Origin of the sequence: Nostoc sp. NZL (assembly GCF_015714705.1) — a bacterium.
Classification (GTDB): Bacteria; Cyanobacteriota; Cyanobacteriia; order Cyanobacteriales; family Nostocaceae; genus Nostoc; species Nostoc foliaceum_A.
The window spans coordinates 1-19399 of the sequence record NZ_WBKL01000186.1 but is presented as its reverse complement, the minus strand read 5'-3'; the positions used below and the strand labels follow the sequence as shown (position 1 = coordinate 19399).

Sequence of the window (19399 nt, the reverse complement as noted above, 5' to 3'; positions counted from 1 at the left end):
TTTTCTTAAAAGTCTACTTTTATTAAGCAGGTTGTGGTAACAATCGTGTTAAACGCCTCCAGTTAAAACATTGTCGGCATTGATTCGATGAGAAAGTTTCAAATCCCCACTAAGCTTTTGGTATATAACTTCTTCCACGGGCAAATGTATCCAAGTTGCCAGCTTTGGCTTCGAGCAAACGCTTGATATTTATGCTCTCAGACATAAAATCCTCAATCTGAAGTTTGCCATGAGGCAAAGGCTGATCTACTTTCCAGAATGTGATCCGATGCTGGATGAAACCAGAGGCAGAAGGATCGCCAAAAGCATAAGCAGCGGGGATAAGCATCACAGGGGAGCGCTGAATAAATCCGTAGTCAGGATAGAAGTAGTCTTGTTCAAGCAAGTAGTATTTGTTCAGATTATGCAATTGTAGTGTGACTTTTACTTTCTGGTCGTATTCATCAAGAAACTCACCTGATTGGGGGGAAATCTCACCATGTGAATGCAGCAGATGTGACCATTCATCCATGTTCCGCAGGTTTGATAAGTATTCGACTCCCATTTCAATAGGAGCATCAATATAAATAGTTTCACTATCGATAAAGTTGCGCCCCACTACTGCTGCGGTATGACCAGCTTTGCGCTCCAAAATACCTTTGAGAGAACGACATTCAGAAGTATGTATCGTGCCAACTGCCTCGATCATCATCGGAGTCCGTCGCTTGGGATCGACAAAGCTTACCCAGTGGAAGTATACACCCTCCTCATCTGTTCCCGGTTCGATGTAGCTTGGAGGAAACAGCAGAACAGGGTACACTTGGAAGTACTTATTATATTCAAACCCGCAGTGCCACTCAATGCCGTAAAACAGAGGGTGTTCCAGCTTTTTAACGTGATAGTAGAGCTTATTCTGATAGGCAGATGCAGTTCCAAGCCAGGTATCTTCGTCAATTTGCTCTTTCATCCGGCTAAAGAGTGTCCAATCATCCAAATTTTTTAAATTGCAAAGGTAATCGAAGGCATTTTCTGCTGAGGTGGCAATAAAAGCAGATGTCGCAAAGGTATTTTTTTCCATTGTTAACTCCTTGAATGTATTTTAGTAAAAAGTCATGGTTTTCTTAGTGAAAATCATATTGTCTTTTGATTTTCACCCTTTTTAATTCGTGCTTCTCCCAGTTGTTTAGAAGCTTCATTGGTAGTAATTTTCTGCTTTTGGGATATGTCAAAAATCTCTAGCAGGGTATCGTAGATATTATTTAGCTGCCTGAAAGCTTTTTCTTCATCGTAGCCAATCATTTCGTTGTAAACATTGATTAATCCTCCGGCATTAATTACATAATCTGGAGCATAAAGAATTCCTTTTTCGGCAAGCATTTTGCCATGTAAAATCTCATTTTCTAGCTGATTATTAGCAGCGCCAGCAATAATTTTAGCTTGCAACAAAGGAATTGTTTGACTATTGAGAATTCCTCCAAAGGCACAAGGAGAAAATACATCTACATTTAAAGAGTATATTTCATCAGCTTCCACAACAGTAGCACCAAATAAACGTTTTACCTCCTCTGCTTTGTCGGAATTTATATCGCTAACAAATAGTTTTACACCATGCTCAGATAATTGACGACAGAGATTTTTGCCTACATTTCCTAAACCTTGAACTGCAACTTTCAGTCCATCAAATCCTTGGTTAGGTAAATGAGACTCTACAGCAGCTTTAATTCCTAAAAATACTCCCTGTGCCGTTATAGGGGCGGGACCGCCGGACTTTTCTGATACTCCAACTACATATTTAGTTTCTTGACCTATTACTCGGACATCTTGTGGGGTTATATTCATATCTTGTCCAGTAATAAAACGTCCCTTAAGACTATCAACAAAACGCCCATATGCTCGGAGAAGTTCTTCTGTTTTATGTTCAGGTTTAGCAATAATGACCGCTTTTCCCCCACCAGCAGGAATATTAGCACAGGCAGCTTTGTAGGTCATACCACGACTTAGACGAAGAGCGTCTTTTAATGCAGCTTCCTCATTGACATAAGGGAATAGTCTTGTAGCGCCCATTGCTGGGCCTAAGTTAGTGTTATGGATGGCAATAATTACCTTAATATCTGGATTGGTGTCATTAAAAAAGAGAACTTGCTCATGACCCATTTCTCTAACAGTTTCAAATAGCTTCATATTCTTCTCCCAATGATTGATTTTGAATTTTAGAGCCACTGCATTGTTTGAGTTTTTAAAGTATGTAACGAGTGGCGTGATTTTGAATTAATGATAATGCTAGAGGTTCAAACTAATGGAAATTTGTGAGACTCTTAACTGCACTTGATTGAACTCCTGGTGCTGTTAGAGTTTGATTACGTCCTTGAGAAGGTGCACTTCGACTGGGGTCAATTACTACATCGACTACAAAAGGAACAGTAGAGGCGATCGCTTGCTCTAGTGCTGCTTGCAAATCTGACTCTTTCTCGACTCTGATACCTTCTGCTCCCATACCACGAGCAATTAAGACGAAATCTGTCTGTGGAATTGTCGCATCTGCACCCTGAAATCCTAACGATGTCATACCTTGATGGCACATATTGTAATGACCATCGTTAAGTACAATCCAGACGGCAGGAATCTTGTATCTCACAGCTGTGCTAATTTCGTTATTCATCAGCATTGCCCCATCCCCAACAATAGCTACAGCTTTGCCATTCCGGGCTAGTGCTGCACCTACAACTCCGGTGACGGCTTGACCCATTGCGGCGAATCCGGTGCTGACTCGGTAACGATTTGGTTGCGAAAATTGCAGTAGATGATTTGCCCAAATAAACGAATTACCCGCCTCTGATATAACTAGGGCATCACTACCCTCAACAATTACCTTTTGAATTTCCTCTATCAAAACTTCTGACCGTACTGGATAGCCTGCACTAGGCTCCATTACTTTGCGTTCTGGACGAGGTAGCGATAATGTTGTTGGACGAGAAGAAGCCTCTGGTAATTGCTTCAAGAGTTCTTCTACGAAGGCTTTGATATCAGACTGAATAGGGAAAGTTTCAGCATATGGATAGGATACTCCTGGTACTTCTGGGTTGATGTCCACATGTACGAAGCCTCTTGGGGGAACCATGTCTTGACGCCAGAAAGAAGTCGGTTCACCAAGACGTGTTCCTAGTACGAGTATGCGTAAAGGAGTTTGCTCTTGCATATAAGTGATCACAGAAGCTTGACCACCCCAACCGGTGACACCCACAAACTGGGGATGATCTTCAGGAAAGATGCCTTTACCACGGGGTGAGCACATAACCGCAGCACCAGTTCTTTCAGCAAGTTGGCGGATTTCTTCTGCTGCATCACGGGCACCGAACCCGACCCAAATTGCAAAGGGCCCAGAAGATAATAATTCAACAGATTTAGCGATCGCTTTCGGGGAAGGTGTAATCCGATAACTGGAAAAATCAACCTGGGGCAAGGATATACGATCAACTAAAATTGACTGCACATCGTTGGGAATGCTTAAATGTGCAACAAACCCTCCTGGTTGTGCCAAACCAATAGCAAGTTGGCGAAAAATCTGTGGGAGTTGAGCAGCAGATTCAACGATAGTTGCATAGTTGAAGGGCATTCCTGGGCTAAAAATTCCTGCGCTGGGCAATGTCTCGATGGTGGTTTCCTGAATTGCGCGGCGTCCGCGCTGTGATGCTGAGGTGCTAGCCGACAAAAGAATCACCTTTGCACCTTCATTACGGGCAGCCAATAAGCCTGTGAGGGCGTTGCTGATGCCTGGGCCTGTTGTGGTGAATACTATATTAGGACTACCACTGGCAAAGTAAGCCTCAACTGCCGCAAAAGCAGCTCCTCCTTCATGACGAAAATTCAACACCTGCATATCACTATTCGATAGCGCTTTCCAAAGGTGGGCCATACCACCTCCCATGAGGCCAAAAGCGCGACGCACACCTAAACTTTCCAGCATTTGGATAGTTGCATCTGCAACTGATATTTGTTGGGCTGTTTTTGCTTCAGTCGTACTGATAGATGCAAAATTCTTGTATGACTCAGTACTACTTGCGTGTAAAAGAGTTTTGGAAATAGTCATATGATCTCTCATTTGGATTTCAATACGAGATTTTGTTTTTTTGAATACTGCTTAGTCAAATCGGTTGTGACACCCGGAAACTTCACCTGCCGATTTGAACCTTTGTACTTTTATCAGGGGAAGACGTAAGATTTATGCAACTATCGGAAAATTTTTACGTTAACGGGTTACGTTACCTCCTTTGCCTATCACTTTTACAAAGGCCAAATCAGCAAATCTGATATCTTACCCAAACGCTAAAAGGGAAAGCGTACTTTTGATTGGTTTAACGCTTTTTTATTACTTTCTCCAGATAAAAAAACAATAATTCTTGCTACACAAGACTTTCATGGAAAAGAGATGATTTTAGCTATAATGTTAAAAAATAAAGCTCCAAACCTAGTTTATGTCTCTTCTTTAGTCAAAGGGATTTTAGAAAATGCTTGAAATAAATACTGATCTGAGCCTCACTGCTACTATTAACAATAAGTTAAGAATTCTGTCTGTTAACCCCATCTGTCGATAGTAGTTCTCTTGTGCGGTTATGGCTGGTAGTTACCTGGAAACTTATTGATATTGGCTTAGTGAGTTCTATGTTGTTAACATTATACGTAATTACCGAATAATTCTCTATTTTAGGGATCATTAGGTCTTGGAAACTTTTGTTGATGGTCATCCAGATATGGACAAACCCAGCGCATTGCAGAAAGGATATATCTAAAGACAAAAACGATTTTAGCTGATATTGCACTATCAGCTAAACTTTGCCCTGTAGAGTTTAAAACAATTATTTAATTATTTAAAAACGTAGGATTTAATTTCTTGCTCTATTTGCTCACTAATAATCTCCGTTCCCATGCTGGGTTTATCAAGGTTGACCCTGACAAAGTTTGTTTTGTCTTCGGCTGTAAATTTTTTATTATTATCAGAGTCTTTGATAATTTTTAGGAAAATTGCATTTTGACTTGGAACAACAACCCAACTGATTATTCGAGTATTATTTGGGGTAATTTGCTGGAGGTTCTTACCTGATAAATCAGAAAGATAGCCGATAGTAGCATCTTCGCTGCTGAGTTTTTTATCTGTATTGGTGTCTTGGTCAACAATTCTATACAACCAAACTCTTGTAATTGGCTTGTTTGCTGCTTTTACCTCCAATAAATCAAAGGAAGTAATAATGGCTTTTTTATTTAATAAAAGATGAGCTTCACCATCTTGTTTCTGATAAAAGATGATGTTATACAATTGGTTATTCCTTTCATAAGAACGTGAAAGTTTTAAATCAATTCCTTTATCTTCATTCTGTTCTGCAAGACTAACGGGAATCATTAAATAATCTGATTGTTCTTTAATGATTAAATCGCCATAGACAAGATTTGGTTGTGGCTTCGATTTCTCAGTTGCTTTTGCTTGTTCTGCATTTCTGCTAACAGAAGACTTACAAGAGAAAGAAAGGGTAGCAATAATAATCGCTGTAGTAATTTTATTTAAAAAGCTATAATCTCTCATCAAATTCTCCTCGCAGGATACGTTGCTGTCTTATTTTATTCCCTGCTGGAAAATTAGCCAGTGTCTTAATTTGAGGTAATCGACCACGGGGCGATCGCAGACGAAAACAGAATGCTTCTCAATGGGTGAAGTAGTTACAGGGATAAATCCCAGAAGCTCTAGGAGATTGAATAAAGGTAAATAACCGGCTCTCAGGAATGAATTTCTCCTGTTGTTTTATCAGAGTAGTTCCTAATCGGCTGTTACTCCGGGACGCTCTCTTATTTTGAGAAATTCTCGTTTCAAGTGGGCCCCTTTCTCGGCATTGAGTGGATCTGACAATGGGGGAACGCTGGAGTTTTTTGATGTTCGATTGATTTTTTCTAAAAGTTCCTGCTGCTTAGTTTCTAAATCTGCAAGTCTTTTTTCTGATTCTTTTATGTGCTGCCCCATTTTCTCCACCATTTGTTTGACCCTGGCTGGAGTTTTTTCCCAATCTGACTCGGAAATCTCAATTCCGTAAGTGAGGCAGTTTTCATCCATGCCTCTTAATCTACCACCTCAGTAACTCATTTTTGACTGTAGCTTTTCAGATCCTGTGAACGGTTACGAAAAATCAAGGTTATCACCATGTACTGAGATTTTTTGCCGCGATCATTATGAAAGAAAAATACACTTTTAAAACATCCTCTTAGACATATTAACAAAATCGACTCGCTTTTAACTTGTCACTAATGACACTAAGTACAAGATATTCTTGACGCTTGCGCTTCAGCATCTTAGATGCGAAAGCAGCAACCGCTAATAAGCCCATGACAGAAATGGGTTCTGGAACTTTCGCTACTATTGGAGCGAAGATTAGGTAGCCGGGTGACTTCAACCCACCGCTGCCAGGAGGTACAAAGTCAGAGACGAACTCTCCCGTAATACCGTCATACTCTTTGATACCTTTGTCTTCTCCAAAGCCCCCTACGAAGAGGTTACCGTTGGGGCTGTAAGTCAAGCCTAGGGGTAAATTTAACCCACCACTGCCAGAAGGCACGAAGTCTTTGACGAACTCCCCCGTAATTCCATTGTACTGTTTGACACTATCAGTACCTCCTGAAGCGACGAAGAGGCTACCGTTGCGGAAGGCAAAGCCTATGGGCAAATTTAACCCGCCACCGCCGGAAGGCACGAAGTCTTTAACGAACTCTCCCGTAATCCCGTTGTACTCTTTGACACTGCTGTCACCAAAGGAAGTGGTGAAAAAGTTACCATTGGGGCCGAAACTTACATCATCGGTTACACTCAGACCACCGCTGCCGGAAGGTACAAAGTCTTTGACGAACTCCCCCGTAATTCCGTCGTAACGTTTTACACTATTGTTACCAGAAGAGCCAACGAAGAGGTCGCCATTAGGACCAAAAGTCAAGTTATAGGGTTGATTCAGTCCGCCACTGCCGGAAGGTACAAAGTCAGCGATGAACTCCCCCGTAATTCCGTTGTACTGTTTTACACTATTGTCAGCAAAGGAGATGACGAAGAGGTTGCCGTTAGGTCCGACGGTCAAGCCTGTAGGCCCGCCCAGCCCGCCACTACCGGAAGGCACAAAGTCCTTGACGAACTCCCCTGTAATTGCATTGTACTCTTTGACACTGTTGGTACCCTGGCTATTGACCAACAATTTGTAATTAAGATTAATTGCTGATTTTTGGTCAATGTTCATTTTTCTGTCGTAGTTAGCGCTAACTATGTCAGTCGTCTGCGCTTTTGCCGCTCCGGTATCTAGCCCGAAACCTATTGATGTCAGAACTACTGGAACAAGCCATACACAATGTGAGCGGAGCATGATTTTCATTCTTTTTGCAGTATAAAAAATTGACGCTTATCACGAGTAAACTACATCGGACAACTGTTTTAGGTTTATCAGGGGAAGACGCAGGATTTATGCAACTATCGAAAAATTTTTACTTGCTTTATAGTTTTTGCAATATAAGCGCTAATTCAGATTCGTAATTTACCTTTGATTGGTCAGCATACGAATGTTGTGCAAGGTCATTTAATTGCTCAAGGATAAAGACTAACTTGTGCCCCAACTCGGTTAAACCATAGGTAACTTGCGGCGGGACAGTTGGCTCATAATGGCGATAAAGAATCCCTTTCTGCTCCAAGATCCTTAAACGCTCCGTTAAGACTTTGGTCGAAACCCCCTCTACTTGACGCTTCAGTGCACCAAAACGAGTTGGGCCGTTGGTAAATAATACCCATAGAATGCACATTGTCCAAGGTCCAGACAGGACAGCAATCAAGATACTAACTGGGCAAGGGCTGGGATCTTTAGAAGGATAAGACATGGGTAATTACCTGAAGGTGCCTACTTTACTTTTAGTAAGTGTTGCTTTTACTATCTATCTCAAACAGTCAAATGCAATAATTACAGGTCAAGTTATTATGTCTACAGTAGCAATTGTATATTTTTCAGGTACTGGTCATACTCATCTCATGGCTCAAGCTATAGCTGAAGGAGCCGGGAAATTGGTGGGAACAGAGGTTGAATTACTACAAATTACAGGAGAACAAATTGTCAATGGTCGCTGGCAAGATGCCACGATTATGGAAAAACTGAATCGGGCAGATGCTATTGTGTTTGGGTCTCCAACCTATATGGGCGGGGTTGCTGCTCAGTTTAAAGCCTTCTTAGATGCGGCCAGCCAAGTTTGGTTTACACAGCAATGGAAGGATAAAATCGCTGGTGGTTTTACGCATTCTAGTTCTCTCAGTGGAGACAAGCAAGGAACGCTGCTTTACTTAGCAATTAATGCCGCTCAACACAGCATGATTTGGGTAGGTGCGGGCGATTTTCCCAGTCACTATCTGGGTAAAACCGATGGCTTGAATCGGCTAGGTTCATTTTTGGGTATTATGGGACAAAGCCCAATGGATATGAGTGGAGCTGAGGCGACTTTAGATCCAGGCGATCGCTTGACAGCTGAGAACTATGGGCAACGCATTGGGACAACTGTAAAGCGTTGGAGCAATCAACTGGTTGCGATTTAAATCTTACATTCCAGTTAGTAACTTTAGTTTTTCGCCATTAATTTCACATGAATCACTGGCTGATTTTGCTGCCGATTTGAATGCAAACATCGGTGATTCTATAGGTAATGAAGCGAGCGCTTGCTATGGATGGTTCTATGCTCAAATGGTCTCTTTGCTAGCAGTCTATCCGTCAGCAGCGCTGGTCAAATTGCGGAGCAATTGTCACAGAAAAATTGGTCTACCTTAGCTAACAGAGCAGCAGCATAATGATTAAAGAGATAGAAATCGTCTATGACTTAGTTTGTCCGTTCTGCCTGATCGGTGAACGCATTTTGACGACTGCATTGACAGAACTACCCGATCCTCCGATGGTCAAACGGCGCCCATTTATTCTCGATCCCCAGATTACAGGACAGGGTGTGCCATTCCCAACTTACCATGCAGCAAAATATGGTGAGAGATCGAAGCCAATGATGCGGCATTTGGAGCAATTTGCACAGCGTTACGGTCTCAATTTCAATTTTGATAATTTGAAGACTTATCCGCCCTCTATGGATGGTCATCGTCTGGTACTGTTCGCAGAACGTTTTGGTGCATCCGGCAAGATTGCTACGGCACTGATGGAGGCCTATTTCTTGGAAAACCGAGAAATCCAAAAACAGTCAGTACTCTTGGAAATCGCCGTTGAACAAGGTCTGCCCAAGGACGAAACCCGTGCAATGCTTGAAAGCGGCGACTTGCGCGAGATTATCGAGCAGGAGGTACGGAACGCTCAAATGAGAGGCATTCGGAGCGTCCCTAGCTATTTTGTCGATGGTAACTATATTGGAGGGACAGAAGAGATCAAACAATACCTTGTGGCTTGACCAGAATAATTCATAATTGTGTGTACAGAGCAACTAAATTTATTGATAGATATAGTAGTTTGCAGGTGAATGAAGTAAGTCGGCACAATCAGGGACTTCCAAATAAAAAAATACCCCACAAAATTGGATAATTTATTTGTTGGAAATCCCTAAAACTAAACTAGGTAAAGAAAGATAAACTAGGCTAAAACCCAATACGCCAGTTTTAGTTTTTAGCCTTAACCCAAGCTTATTGGGCTAAAACCTTCTTTCCTCCTGCCTAATATTTCTTAACATTTGTGGAAGTGATCGCAGGCACTCAAAAAACCCCTATACTTCCGTGACAAATTATTAATAAATATGAATTATTTTGACGCACATCAATGCGGCCATTGAGAAAAATTACCACTCAGCCAAAGCGATCGCTATTCCTTGTTGCAAATCTGGTGTGAGTGCGGTGTTATTTGCTAACTGCTGCAATTTTTGATATGTGGCTTCACTATCCAGATTTTTCAGTGCAGCGATCGCATGTAGTCTCACCGATGCATTAGGATCAGCTAGCAGCGAAATCAATGGTTCAATAGCTTGCATTTCGCCTAACTGCCCTAAGGATAAAGCGATCGAACTTTTAAAGCTAGCAGTCTCTGTGGCTGGATGCTGCGATCGCAGTATTTGCAATAATATTTCTACAGCTGGTGTAGTTTGCGGCTTTTGCACACGCCCCAAAACTGTAACAACTTCTTGCCAAAGCGTCTCTGAAGTGCTTTGATTAAATGCTGTTTGCAAATACTCCAAACTCAATGGTGTCCCCACCCAAACTAAAGCGCGGATGGTTTCTAATTGCAGTGGTAGCGGTGTATGAGGTGATATTAACACCTTAAATAATTGCCGGGCTGCATCATCACAAGCCATTCGGGAAAGGGAAACTGCGGCTGCACAACAAACATCAAGATTAAAGTCGTAAAGCTTGGGTTGCAGTCTTGTCACCAAATCTAATGCTTCGCGTAAGTCGGGGCGAAAACCTAAACCAAGCACTGCTGCACGCCTAACGGTGGCAGCTATATCATCCAAGGCGTTTAACAATACTGGTGGCACACGTTCGTCATGAAAACTGCTGAGGGCTTCAATTGCAGCAGTGCGGATTGTTGCTTGTGAATCTTGCACTACACTCAACAACGGTGTGATGGTTTCCGTTTGGGGAATACAGGAAAGCGATCGCACTGCTAAAAGCCTTGTATCTTCATCTAATAAAAGTTCAGAGAGTGCAGCGATCGCAACAGTACCCATTTGCCCCAGTGCTGTAGCTGCGATCGCTTTAATTTCTTCATCCTCATCGGTTTTTAATAATTCAACTAAGGGTGCGATCGCATCTGGGTGCTGAAATTCGCCTAAAGTCCGTGCTGCATACCAACGCAATTCTTCTTCTGCGTCTTCATCTTCTAATATCTCAATGAGTGGTGGGATGGCAATATTCCCCAAGTGAGTCAACATCTTGGTCATTTCCCAGCGCTGTTGAAAATCCCCCATCTCTAACATTGAAAATGCTAATGTCAGCAGATATTCTTGATTTTCAACTATCTCTAGATGTTCCGAATCTGTCCCTAAAATTAATTGTTGTAAATATTGAATGAGTGATGACCAATCAGCCATATCATGTGCTGTTTGGGCTTGCACTAAAAGCTGATTGATATTACTCACCATACCCTGAATCGTGAATTATATGAATACAAGAAAAGTACAAATTCGTAAATAAATCGCTGCTTTTAACTGCCCTTACTCTGCATTTTAGTACATCATTACACAAATTTTGAACAGCTACTTTATCTCTGATTTAAGCACTAAAGTGCATATTAAAAATTACGAATTACGTTAGCGTAGCGTTAGCGAGTATTCGAGCGTCATTACGAATTACGAATTATTTTAACTTGGCTTGACTACAACTGAATTGCCCTCAATTTTGGCGGCGTAAGTTTTAAGCGCTTCTGTCGCAGGGCCTTTTTGCACTTTACCATCAATGCCAAATTCCGAACCATGACAGGGACAGGCGAATTTTTTTGCTTCAGCTTGCCATGCTACGGTGCAATTTGCGTGAGCACAGGTAGGGTTAACAGCAGTCAGATTTGCATTTTTAGATGTACCGACTACCAACACAGGCCCAGCAGGTGAGTTTTTCGCCAGCAATTGACCTGTTTTATCTAATTCTGCCGAAGTTCCTACTGTTTGCCAATCTCCAGTTGCTGAAGTTGTCCCAGAAGAACAAGCTGCGATCGCTATTGGTAGGGAACTCGCTATCCCACCCAAACCTACCCAATTAATAAAATCACGACGTTTCATAGCTGCTGAAATAATATCTAAGTTTTAGCTAACATCTGCCACTCAATTTTGGATTCAGGATTGATTTATGGCAATCTAAAATCCCTTTGATCGTTTCAAATACCCTTCATTAAGCGCTTTGCGTGGCTCATTGGCTGGCTTTGATGCAAAAAATGCATATTATTTATACGTTTTAGGCAATTTTACTAGAAAACCGTAACAATTTATACGATTTTAACAGAAATCTGGCTTTAACTTATGAGTATCGAAATTGTTACATAAACATTCTCTAAACCTGCTTGACAAATTTCCAAGATGTAAATGGCGACAAGTTTTCCTTAACTAATCACGGATTTGGAGTTTAGCCTTGGAATGTTCTTAAGTAAAAATAATCAACCGTAAGCAAATATTAAGTTTTTATTCCCTAATCCTCGTAGATACAACATTTTATGGAGCTACGGGTTGATTGATATTGGCTAATTATCACCATAGTAATTTGCATTGAGAGTCAGATCATGACAGACACAGCAACTACCACTACCAGCCTCAATAAGTTCGAGAAATTTAAGGCGCAAAAAGATGGACTCGCCATCAGGGATGAGATAGAGAAATTGGCTGCCTTAGGCTGGGAAGCAATGGACGAAATCGATCGGGATCATCGGCTCAAATGGGTGGGTGTGTTTTTTCGCCCAGTCACCCCAGGTAAGTTTATGATGCGGTTGCGGATGCCTAACGGTATTCTCACCAGCAGTCAGATACGTGTTTTAGCCCAAGTAGTGCAGCGTTACGGTGATGATGGCTGTGCTGACATTACTACGAGACAGAATATCCAATTACGGGGGATCAGAATTGAAGATTTACCAGATATCTTTAATAGATTTCACGCAGTTGGTTTAACCACTATCCAATCAGGGATGGATAACGTCCGCAATATCACAGGCGATCCTGTGGCGGGGTTGGATGCAGATGAGTTGTATGACACACGAGAGTTGGTACAGCAAATTCAAGATATGCTCACCAACAAAGGCGAAGGGAACCCAGAGTTTAGCAACTTACCACGGAAGTTTAATATTGCGATCGCAGGTGGAAGAGACAATTCAGTTCACGCTGAAATTAACGATTTAGCTTTTGTTCCAGCATTTCAGGAAGGGACAGAGCAAGAATTTTCCCAAGCACCAATATTCGGTTTTAACATCCTCGTAGGTGGCTTTTTCTCAGCTAAACGTTGTGAGGCGGCGATTCCTCTGAATGCTTGGGTTCTTCCTGAAGATGTAGTAGCTGTATGTAGAGCCGTTTTGGAAGTATTTCGTGATCATGGCCCGCGTGCTAATCGGCAAAAATCACGCCTGATGTGGCTAATTGATGAATGGGGTTTAGAAAAGTTTCGAGCAGAAGTAGAAAGCCGTTTGAGTAAATCATTATTACCCGCAGCAGCAAAAGACGAAATCGACTGGGAAAAACGCGACCATATCGGGGTATATAAACAAAAACAACCAGGATTAAATTACGCAGGCTTGCACATTCCCGTCGGTCGGTTGTATGCCGAAGATATGTTTGAAATGGCCCGTCTAGCGGAAGTTTACGGCAGTAGCGAAATCCGCTTTACAGTTGAGCAAAACATCGTTATCCCCAACATTTCTGATTCGCGTTTAGCAACATTTTTAACAGAATCTTTGCTGGAAAAGTTTTCTATTGATCCAGGTTTGCTGACGCGATCGCTAGTATCTTGCACAGGCGCACAATTTTGCAACTTTGCCCTCATCGAAACCAAAAACCGCGCCCTGGAAATGATTAAAGCCTTAGAAGAAGACTTAACCTTCACCAATCCAGTGCGAATTCACTGGACAGGATGCCCCAACTCCTGCGGACAACCCCAAGTTGCAGACATTGGCTTGATGGGAACTAAAACTCGCAAAAATGGCAAAACCTTGGAAGGTGTTGACATATATATGGGTGGCAAAGTTGGCAAAGACGCTCATTTAGGAACTTGCGTTATCAAAGGCATACCATGCGAAGACTTACAGCCAGTATTGCAAGAATTACTAATCAAAAACTTTGGGGCAAAGCTCAAGCAAGAAGCTTTAGTAATTAACAGTTAGTACATAGTTAGGGATCATTAAACATGAAATAAAATCCTAGTTCGTAGTGGGTGATTTATCACTTCTTCGAGATTATTAGGACTAAAGTCCTCACTACAAACTTGAATTTATTTACGCCTCGCTACTTAATTGTTAGTGCTTAACAAATGACAAAACATCAAGGAAAAATGAAAAATATTTCGCGCAGAAAATTTATTTTAACCACCACTACTGCGGCGGCGGCTTCGATCCTGGCTCATGGTTGTTCTTCCGGTAGCAATACAGCCTCGACAGGTGGTAATGCACCCTCTGCGGCTCCGGCTGCCAATGTCTCTACAGTAGCTAATGCGCCAAAGGTAGAAACAACCAAAGCCAAATTAGGATTCATCGCTCTAACTGATGCTGCTCCCCTAATTATTGCTAAAGAAAAGGGTTTCTTTGCCAAATACGGTATGACTGATGTTGAGGTCATCAAACAAAAATCTTGGCCTGTCACCCGTGATAATTTAAAAATCGGCTCATCTGGTGGTGGTATTGATGGCGCACACATCCTCAGCCCCATGCCTTATTTGATGACCATTAACGATAAAGTGCCAATGTATATTTTGGCAAGATTAAATACCAATGGTCAGGCTATTTCTGTTGCAAATAAATTTAAAAACCTGAATGTAAAATTAGAAAGTAAGGCGCTGAAAGAAGCTGCGAATCTTGCTAAAGCCGAGCAAAAAGCCTTGAAATTTGGTATGACCTTTCCTGGCGGCACCCACGATTTATGGATGCGCTATTGGCTAGCGGCTGGCGGTATTAATCCAGATCAAGATGTGGTTTTATCACCTGTACCACCACCGCAAATGGTGGCAAATATGAAAGTCAGCACTATCGATTCTTTCTGTGTGGGAGAGCCTTGGAATGCTCAATTGGTCAACCAAAAATTAGGCTATTCAGCTTTAGTTACAGGCGAGTTGTGGAAAGATCACCCAGAAAAAGCCTTTGCGATGCGTAAAGATTGGGTTGATCAAAATCCTAATGCTGCACAGGCATTGTTGATGGCAGTTTTGGAAGCTCAACAATGGTGCGATCGCGCCGAGAATAAAGAGGAGATGTGCAAAATATGTTCTGACCGGAAATACTTTAACGTTGCTGTTGCAGATATTTTAGAAAGGTCTAAAGGCAATATTGACTTCGGTGATGGACGGACTGAGCAAAACTTTTCACATCCGATGAAGTTCTGGGTAGATAATGCTTCCTATCCTTACAAGAGTCATGATGTTTGGTTTTTAACAGAAGAAATTCGCTGGGGCTATTTACCAAAAGATACTAAAGTTCAAGAAATAGTTAATCAAGTCAATAAAGAGGACTTGTGGAAACAAGCAGCTAAAGCTATTGGTGTTGCTGATGCTGAAATTCCTAAGAGTAGTTCTCGTGGAATTGAGACTTTCTTCGATGGTGTAAAATTTGACCCTGAGAAACCAGAAGAATATTTGAAAAGCTTAAAAATCAAGAAGGTTTAATGAAGCTTTTAGGGACAATCAAATATCTAACATAATTCTAGTTATTAGTGAGATGATTCTCGCTAATAGCAAGGTTTGTTAGGACTGAAGTCCTTACTACAAACTTTAATTTTTACGCTTGACTACATAAAGGCAATTGGAGAAAAAAGGTAATGGCAGCTATCCTTGGAAGTCGCACTCTCAGAAAAAATAACCGTAAAAATCTCAATAAATTAGTTTCACAAAAAATTGTGCCGCCACTGGTAGCATTAGCTATATTTCTAGTGATTTGGCAACTAGTTTGTTTAACTCCTAACTTTGGCTTACCTGGGCCAATAGAAACTTTTTCAGAAACTTGGAACCCTTTTATCATTGATCCATTTTTCGATAATGGTGAAAGTGATAAAGGTTTGGGATGGCAAATACTTAGTAGTTTGGGACGAGTTGCTTTGGGCTTTTCCCTAGCAGCAATTGTTGGCATTGCATTAGGAATTTTTGTTGGTGCTAACAAGTTACTCTATAATGCCGTAGATCCTATTTTCCAAGTGTTGCGGACTGTACCGCCTCTAGCATGGCTACCAATTTCCCTGGCAGCATTTCAACAAGCGAATCCTTCAGCTATTTTCGTGATTTTCATTACATCCATTTGGCCGATTGTGATCAACACCACGGTGGGCGTGCAACAAATTCCTCAAGACTATGTAAACGTAGCTAGAGTTTTACGTTTGAAAGGATTAAAGTATTTCCTAAAAGTTGTGTTTCCTGCAACTGTTCCTTATATATTCACAGGGTTACGCATTGGCATTGGTTTATCTTGGCTAGCAATCGTTGCAGCAGAAATGTTAGTCGGCGGCGTGGGAATTGGTTCATTTATTTGGGATGCTTACAACACAACCACAGAAACTAACTTAAGCGAAATTATCCTCGCACTAATTTATGTTGGTTTGGTCGGATTGATTCTAGATAGAATGGTTGGCTTTATAGCCAGCAAAGTTGTACCAGACTAGGGAATAGGGAATAGGGAATAGGGAATAAGTTACTTCCCCAATTACGAATTACGAATTACGAATTACGAATTAACAAATGACTACTTTTGTTGAAGTTGACCACATTGACCGTGTATTTGAACTTCCGAATGGCGGCAAATATATTGCTCTAAAAAATATTGATTTGAAAATCCAAGAAGGGGAATTTGTTTCTCTAATTGGACATTCTGGTTGTGGTAAATCTACTTTGCTCAACATCATTGCAGGTTTAGATAGAGCAAGTGTTGGCGGTGTGACGTTGGAAGGGCGGGAAGTTAGAGAACCCAGCCCAGATCGGATGGTTGTGTTTCAAAACTACTCTTTGCTGCCTTGGTTAACAGTACGGGAAAATATCGCCCTAGCTGTGGATGAAGTGTACAAGGGTAAATCCAAAGGCGATCGCAGAAGCATTATCGAAGAACATATCGATATGGTGGGGCTGCGTCTGGCGGCGAGTAAACGCCCTAGCGAGTTATCTGGGGGAATGAAACAACGGGTAGCGATCGCTCGCGCTCTAGCAACTCGTCCCAAGTTATTACTGCTAGACGAACCCTTTGGAGCATTGGATGCCCTAACACGGGGAAGTTTGCAAGAGCAACTGATGAAAATCTGCAACGAACACAACGTTACTTGTGTGATGGTGACACATGACGTAGATGAGGCGCTTTTATTGAGCGATCGCGTTGTCATGCTCACTAATGGCCCAGAAGCTCACATCGGGCAAATCCTCGAAGTGCCAATCCCTCGCCCGCGTCAACGCTTGGAAGTCGTCAAACATCCCAGCTACTACAGTCTGCGGAATGAAATGATTTACTTCCTCAACCAACAAAAACTGGTTAAGAAACGCAAAGCACAGCAGACTTCAGCACCAGTAGCCATATTCCACAACGGCTTAGAAAAAGTCAATTTAGAAATTGGCTTTATGCCTCTGACTGATGCTGCACCTTTAATCGTTGCTCAAGAAAAAGGCTTCTTTGCCCAGTACGGTTTAGAAAATATCACCCTCACTCGTGCTAATAGCTGGAAGGAAATAGCTCAAGGGGTTGTTACTGGCAAATTAGATGCAGCCCAAATGCTGGCGGGAATGCCCTTAGCCCTAACTTTGGGTGCTGGTGGTAAAAAACCAATTCCTATAATCAATGCCTTAAATATCTCTCGCAATGCGAACGCCATCACCTTGAGCAAAAGATTATATAGCCAAGGTGTCAGAAATCTGGCTGGCTTAAAAACAGCAATTAACGCTGCTCCCGACCAAATTCTAACTTTGGGTGTAGCTCACTCTACTTCAATGGTGAACCTAATCCTGCGTTATTGGCTGGCGGCTGGCGGTATAGATCCCGATCGAGATGTCAGCCTAACGGTGATTCCACCAATGGAAATGGTTTCTCAACTCAAAGCTGGAAATATTGACGGTTACTGTGCTGGAGAACCCTGGAACTATCTTGCTGTTCATCAAGACTTAGGCTTTGTTGCCGCCACAGCTTTGGAAATTTGGTCAGGACAGCCGAAAAAAGTTTTGGGAGTGCGGGAAGATTGGGCGCAGAAATATCCAGAAACTTATCTTGCTCTGGTTAAAGCACTGTTAGAAGCTTGTAAATACTGTGATGATTTCCGCAACCGCGAAGAAATTTTAGAAATAATCTGCCGTCCTGAGTACTTAGACATAGATCCTTTATATGTTCGTCCTGGTTTCGTCGATCGCTACGATCGCGGCGATGGTACAGAACCACAAGAATTCAAAGGATACAACCAGTTTTATCTCAATCAAACCAACTATCCCAACCGCACTGAAATTTTATGGATGGCCACTCAGATGGCACGTTGGGGTTTAACACCCTTCCCGAAAAACTGGGTGGAGGTAATTGAAAGAGTCTGTCGCACAGATATATTTGGTGCTGCTGCACGCGAACTCGGCTTACTCGATATCGGAGAAGATGACCCTGTTCACTTATTTGATGGTAAAGTTTTTAACCCATCAGAGCCGATAGAGTATCTCAAAAGTCTGGAAATTAAACGGCAAATACGTATTGAAGAAGTATTTCTTTAGTCATTGGTCATTAGTCATTAGTCATTGGTCATTGGTCATTTGTGACTGACAAAGAACAAATAACAAACTACCCATACATAAACTCACGATGCAAATAGTAAACAGAAATACCCAAATTAATCAACAGCAAACGAAAAAAGCAGAAAATTTTTTGGTGATTGAAGGTGTAAGCAAAATTTATCCAACTTCTGAAGGCCCTTACACCGTACTGGATGGAGTTGACCTGAAAGTGCGCGAAGGCGAATTTGTTTGCATAATCGGTCACTCTGGCTGCGGCAAATCAACCCTGCTCAACATGGTCTCCGGGTTTAACACTCCCACCGATGGTATTGTCCTGCTGCAAGACAAACCCATCACCGAACCAGGCCCAGACCGGATGATGGTATTCCAAAATTATTGTCTACTGCCTTGGCTGAGTGTCTTTGATAACGTTTATCTCGCCGTTGATTCGGTGTTTCCGAAAAAACCCCAGGCAAAAAAACGGGCGATCGTCAGAGAACATTTGGCAATGGTGGGACTCACAGAAGCAGCTGACAAGAAACCCAATCAGCTTTCTGGTGGGATGAAACAGAGAGTTGCGATCGCTCGCGCCCTTTCTATCCGTCCGCAAGTCTTGATTCTCGATGAACCCTTTGGGGCATTAGATGCGATCACAAAAGAAGAATTACAAGAAGAACTCCTGGAAATCTGGCGTGAACATCAAGTCACCGTACTAATGATTACTCATGACATCGATGAAGCGCTTTTCCTCGCAGACAGAGTTGTGATGATGACTAACGGCCCATCTGCTCACATCGGCGAAATCCTCAATATTCCCTTCTCCCGTCCCCGCAATCGTCGCCGCATCATGGAAGACCCGGAATACTATAACCTGCGGAACTACGCTCTAGACTTCCTCTTCCGCCGATTTGCTCACGCTGACGACTAATTACCGCTTTGCAGAGTCATTTGTCAAGAGTAGACGCGATTAATCGCGTCTCTACAAGAACCAAGAGTCATTAATTATTCTCTTCCCTTACCTCCCCTGCCTCCCCTGCCTCCCCTGCT

The 19399-nt window shown here is 42.1% G+C and carries 16 protein-coding genes; 7 read left to right on the top strand and 9 right to left on the bottom strand.

What is annotated here, in order from left to right:
• Window positions 1-109: 109 nt before the first annotated feature.
• From scyC to F8R90_RS27865, 7 genes are all read right to left on the bottom strand, one after another.
• Window positions 110-1057 carry a scytonemin biosynthesis cyclase/decarboxylase ScyC gene (scyC, locus tag F8R90_RS27895; protein WP_190898020.1) on the bottom strand — a complete coding sequence of 316 codons (948 nt, stop codon included), beginning with the start codon at window positions 1055-1057 and terminating at the stop codon, window positions 110-112.
• 53 nt (window positions 1058-1110) lie between these two features.
• The gene (gene scyB, locus F8R90_RS27890; RefSeq protein WP_196513383.1) at window positions 1111-2160 is read right to left on the bottom strand and encodes a tryptophan dehydrogenase ScyB; all 1050 of its coding nucleotides are present in this window, start codon (window positions 2158-2160) and stop codon (window positions 1111-1113) included.
• Between the two features lie 112 nt (window positions 2161-2272).
• Complete coding sequence (locus F8R90_RS27885; protein ID WP_230967001.1) at window positions 2273-4066, bottom strand: thiamine pyrophosphate-dependent enzyme; 1794 nt, start codon at window positions 4064-4066, stop codon at window positions 2273-2275.
• A 774-nt stretch (window positions 4067-4840) separates the two neighbouring features.
• Window positions 4841-5554, bottom strand: a complete 714-nt coding sequence (locus F8R90_RS27880) for a hypothetical protein (protein WP_196513381.1) — start codon at window positions 5552-5554, stop codon at window positions 4841-4843.
• A gap of 231 nt (window positions 5555-5785) precedes the next feature.
• Window positions 5786-6076: a hypothetical protein gene (locus tag F8R90_RS27875; RefSeq protein WP_230966998.1), complete on the bottom strand. Its 291-nt coding sequence runs from the start codon at window positions 6074-6076 to the stop codon at window positions 5786-5788.
• A gap of 157 nt (window positions 6077-6233) precedes the next feature.
• On the bottom strand, window positions 6234-7085 hold the full coding sequence (locus tag F8R90_RS27870) for a Vgb family protein (protein WP_196513380.1): 852 nt from the start codon (window positions 7083-7085) through the stop codon (window positions 6234-6236).
• A 406-nt stretch (window positions 7086-7491) separates the two neighbouring features.
• Window positions 7492-7869 (bottom strand): winged helix-turn-helix transcriptional regulator, encoded by a 378-nt coding sequence (locus tag F8R90_RS27865; RefSeq protein WP_196513379.1) that lies wholly within the window; start codon window positions 7867-7869, stop codon window positions 7492-7494.
• Window positions 7870-7966: 97 nt separating this feature from the next.
• On the opposite strand from F8R90_RS27865, the gene F8R90_RS27860 reads away from it, so the two are divergent.
• Both F8R90_RS27860 and F8R90_RS27855 read left to right on the top strand, forming a co-directional pair.
• Complete coding sequence (locus F8R90_RS27860) at window positions 7967-8572, top strand: flavodoxin family protein (RefSeq protein WP_196513378.1); 606 nt, start codon at window positions 7967-7969, stop codon at window positions 8570-8572.
• A 248-nt stretch (window positions 8573-8820) separates the two neighbouring features.
• Window positions 8821-9420, top strand: coding sequence for a DsbA family oxidoreductase (locus F8R90_RS27855; RefSeq protein ID WP_190897983.1), 600 nt, complete (start codon window positions 8821-8823; stop codon window positions 9418-9420).
• A 381-nt stretch (window positions 9421-9801) separates the two neighbouring features.
• Here F8R90_RS27855 and F8R90_RS27850 read toward each other — a convergent pair whose 3' ends face one another.
• Together F8R90_RS27850 and F8R90_RS27845 are read right to left on the bottom strand one after the other, a co-directional pair.
• Window positions 9802-11100 carry a HEAT repeat domain-containing protein gene (locus F8R90_RS27850; protein WP_196513377.1) on the bottom strand — a complete coding sequence of 433 codons (1299 nt, stop codon included), beginning with the start codon at window positions 11098-11100 and terminating at the stop codon, window positions 9802-9804.
• Window positions 11101-11319: 219 nt separating this feature from the next.
• A complete protein-coding gene (locus F8R90_RS27845) occupies window positions 11320-11733 on the bottom strand; it encodes a QcrA and Rieske domain-containing protein (protein WP_196513376.1) in 414 nt (137 codons plus the stop codon).
• Between the two features lie 494 nt (window positions 11734-12227).
• On the opposite strand from F8R90_RS27845, the gene F8R90_RS27840 reads away from it, so the two are divergent.
• From F8R90_RS27840 to F8R90_RS27820, 5 genes are all read left to right on the top strand, one after another.
• Complete coding sequence (locus F8R90_RS27840; RefSeq protein WP_196513375.1) at window positions 12228-13811, top strand: ferredoxin--nitrite reductase; 1584 nt, start codon at window positions 12228-12230, stop codon at window positions 13809-13811.
• 167 nt (window positions 13812-13978) lie between these two features.
• Window positions 13979-15301 carry a CmpA/NrtA family ABC transporter substrate-binding protein gene (locus F8R90_RS27835; protein WP_196513374.1) on the top strand — a complete coding sequence of 441 codons (1323 nt, stop codon included), beginning with the start codon at window positions 13979-13981 and terminating at the stop codon, window positions 15299-15301.
• 152 nt (window positions 15302-15453) lie between these two features.
• On the top strand, window positions 15454-16287 hold the full coding sequence (gene ntrB, locus F8R90_RS27830) for a nitrate ABC transporter permease (protein WP_196513373.1): 834 nt from the start codon (window positions 15454-15456) through the stop codon (window positions 16285-16287).
• A 76-nt stretch (window positions 16288-16363) separates the two neighbouring features.
• Window positions 16364-18352, top strand: coding sequence for an ABC transporter ATP-binding/substrate-binding protein (locus F8R90_RS27825; RefSeq protein ID WP_196513372.1), 1989 nt, complete (start codon window positions 16364-16366; stop codon window positions 18350-18352).
• Between the two features lie 88 nt (window positions 18353-18440).
• The gene (locus F8R90_RS27820; protein ID WP_196513371.1) at window positions 18441-19280 is read left to right on the top strand and encodes a nitrate ABC transporter ATP-binding protein; all 840 of its coding nucleotides are present in this window, start codon (window positions 18441-18443) and stop codon (window positions 19278-19280) included.
• The last annotated feature ends 119 nt before the right edge of the window (window positions 19281-19399 follow it).

Bases quoted from the DNA above. Each gene is read 5' to 3' on its own strand.
- scyC (WP_190898020.1), bottom strand. From the start codon at position 1,057: ATGGAAAAAAATACCTTTGCGACATCTGCTTTTATTGCCACCTCAGCA.
- F8R90_RS27840 (WP_196513375.1), top strand. From the start codon at position 12,228: ATGACAGACACAGCAACTACCACTACCAGCCTCAATAAGTTCGAGAAA.
- F8R90_RS27820 (WP_196513371.1), top strand. From the start codon at position 18,441: ATGCAAATAGTAAACAGAAATACCCAAATTAATCAACAGCAAACGAAA.
- F8R90_RS27850 (WP_196513377.1), bottom strand. From the start codon at position 11,100: ATGGTGAGTAATATCAATCAGCTTTTAGTGCAAGCCCAAACAGCACAT.
- F8R90_RS27885 (WP_230967001.1), bottom strand. From the start codon at position 4,066: ATGACTATTTCCAAAACTCTTTTACACGCAAGTAGTACTGAGTCATAC.
- F8R90_RS27875 (WP_230966998.1), bottom strand. From the start codon at position 6,076: ATGGATGAAAACTGCCTCACTTACGGAATTGAGATTTCCGAGTCAGAT.
- ntrB (WP_196513373.1), top strand. From the start codon at position 15,454: ATGGCAGCTATCCTTGGAAGTCGCACTCTCAGAAAAAATAACCGTAAA.
- F8R90_RS27845 (WP_196513376.1), bottom strand. From the start codon at position 11,733: ATGAAACGTCGTGATTTTATTAATTGGGTAGGTTTGGGTGGGATAGCG.
- F8R90_RS27825 (WP_196513372.1), top strand. From the start codon at position 16,364: ATGACTACTTTTGTTGAAGTTGACCACATTGACCGTGTATTTGAACTT.
- F8R90_RS27855 (WP_190897983.1), top strand. From the start codon at position 8,821: ATGATTAAAGAGATAGAAATCGTCTATGACTTAGTTTGTCCGTTCTGC.
- F8R90_RS27835 (WP_196513374.1), top strand. From the start codon at position 13,979: ATGAAAAATATTTCGCGCAGAAAATTTATTTTAACCACCACTACTGCG.
- scyB (WP_196513383.1), bottom strand. From the start codon at position 2,160: ATGAAGCTATTTGAAACTGTTAGAGAAATGGGTCATGAGCAAGTTCTC.
- F8R90_RS27880 (WP_196513381.1), bottom strand. From the start codon at position 5,554: ATGAGAGATTATAGCTTTTTAAATAAAATTACTACAGCGATTATTATT.
- F8R90_RS27860 (WP_196513378.1), top strand. From the start codon at position 7,967: ATGTCTACAGTAGCAATTGTATATTTTTCAGGTACTGGTCATACTCAT.
- F8R90_RS27865 (WP_196513379.1), bottom strand. From the start codon at position 7,869: ATGTCTTATCCTTCTAAAGATCCCAGCCCTTGCCCAGTTAGTATCTTG.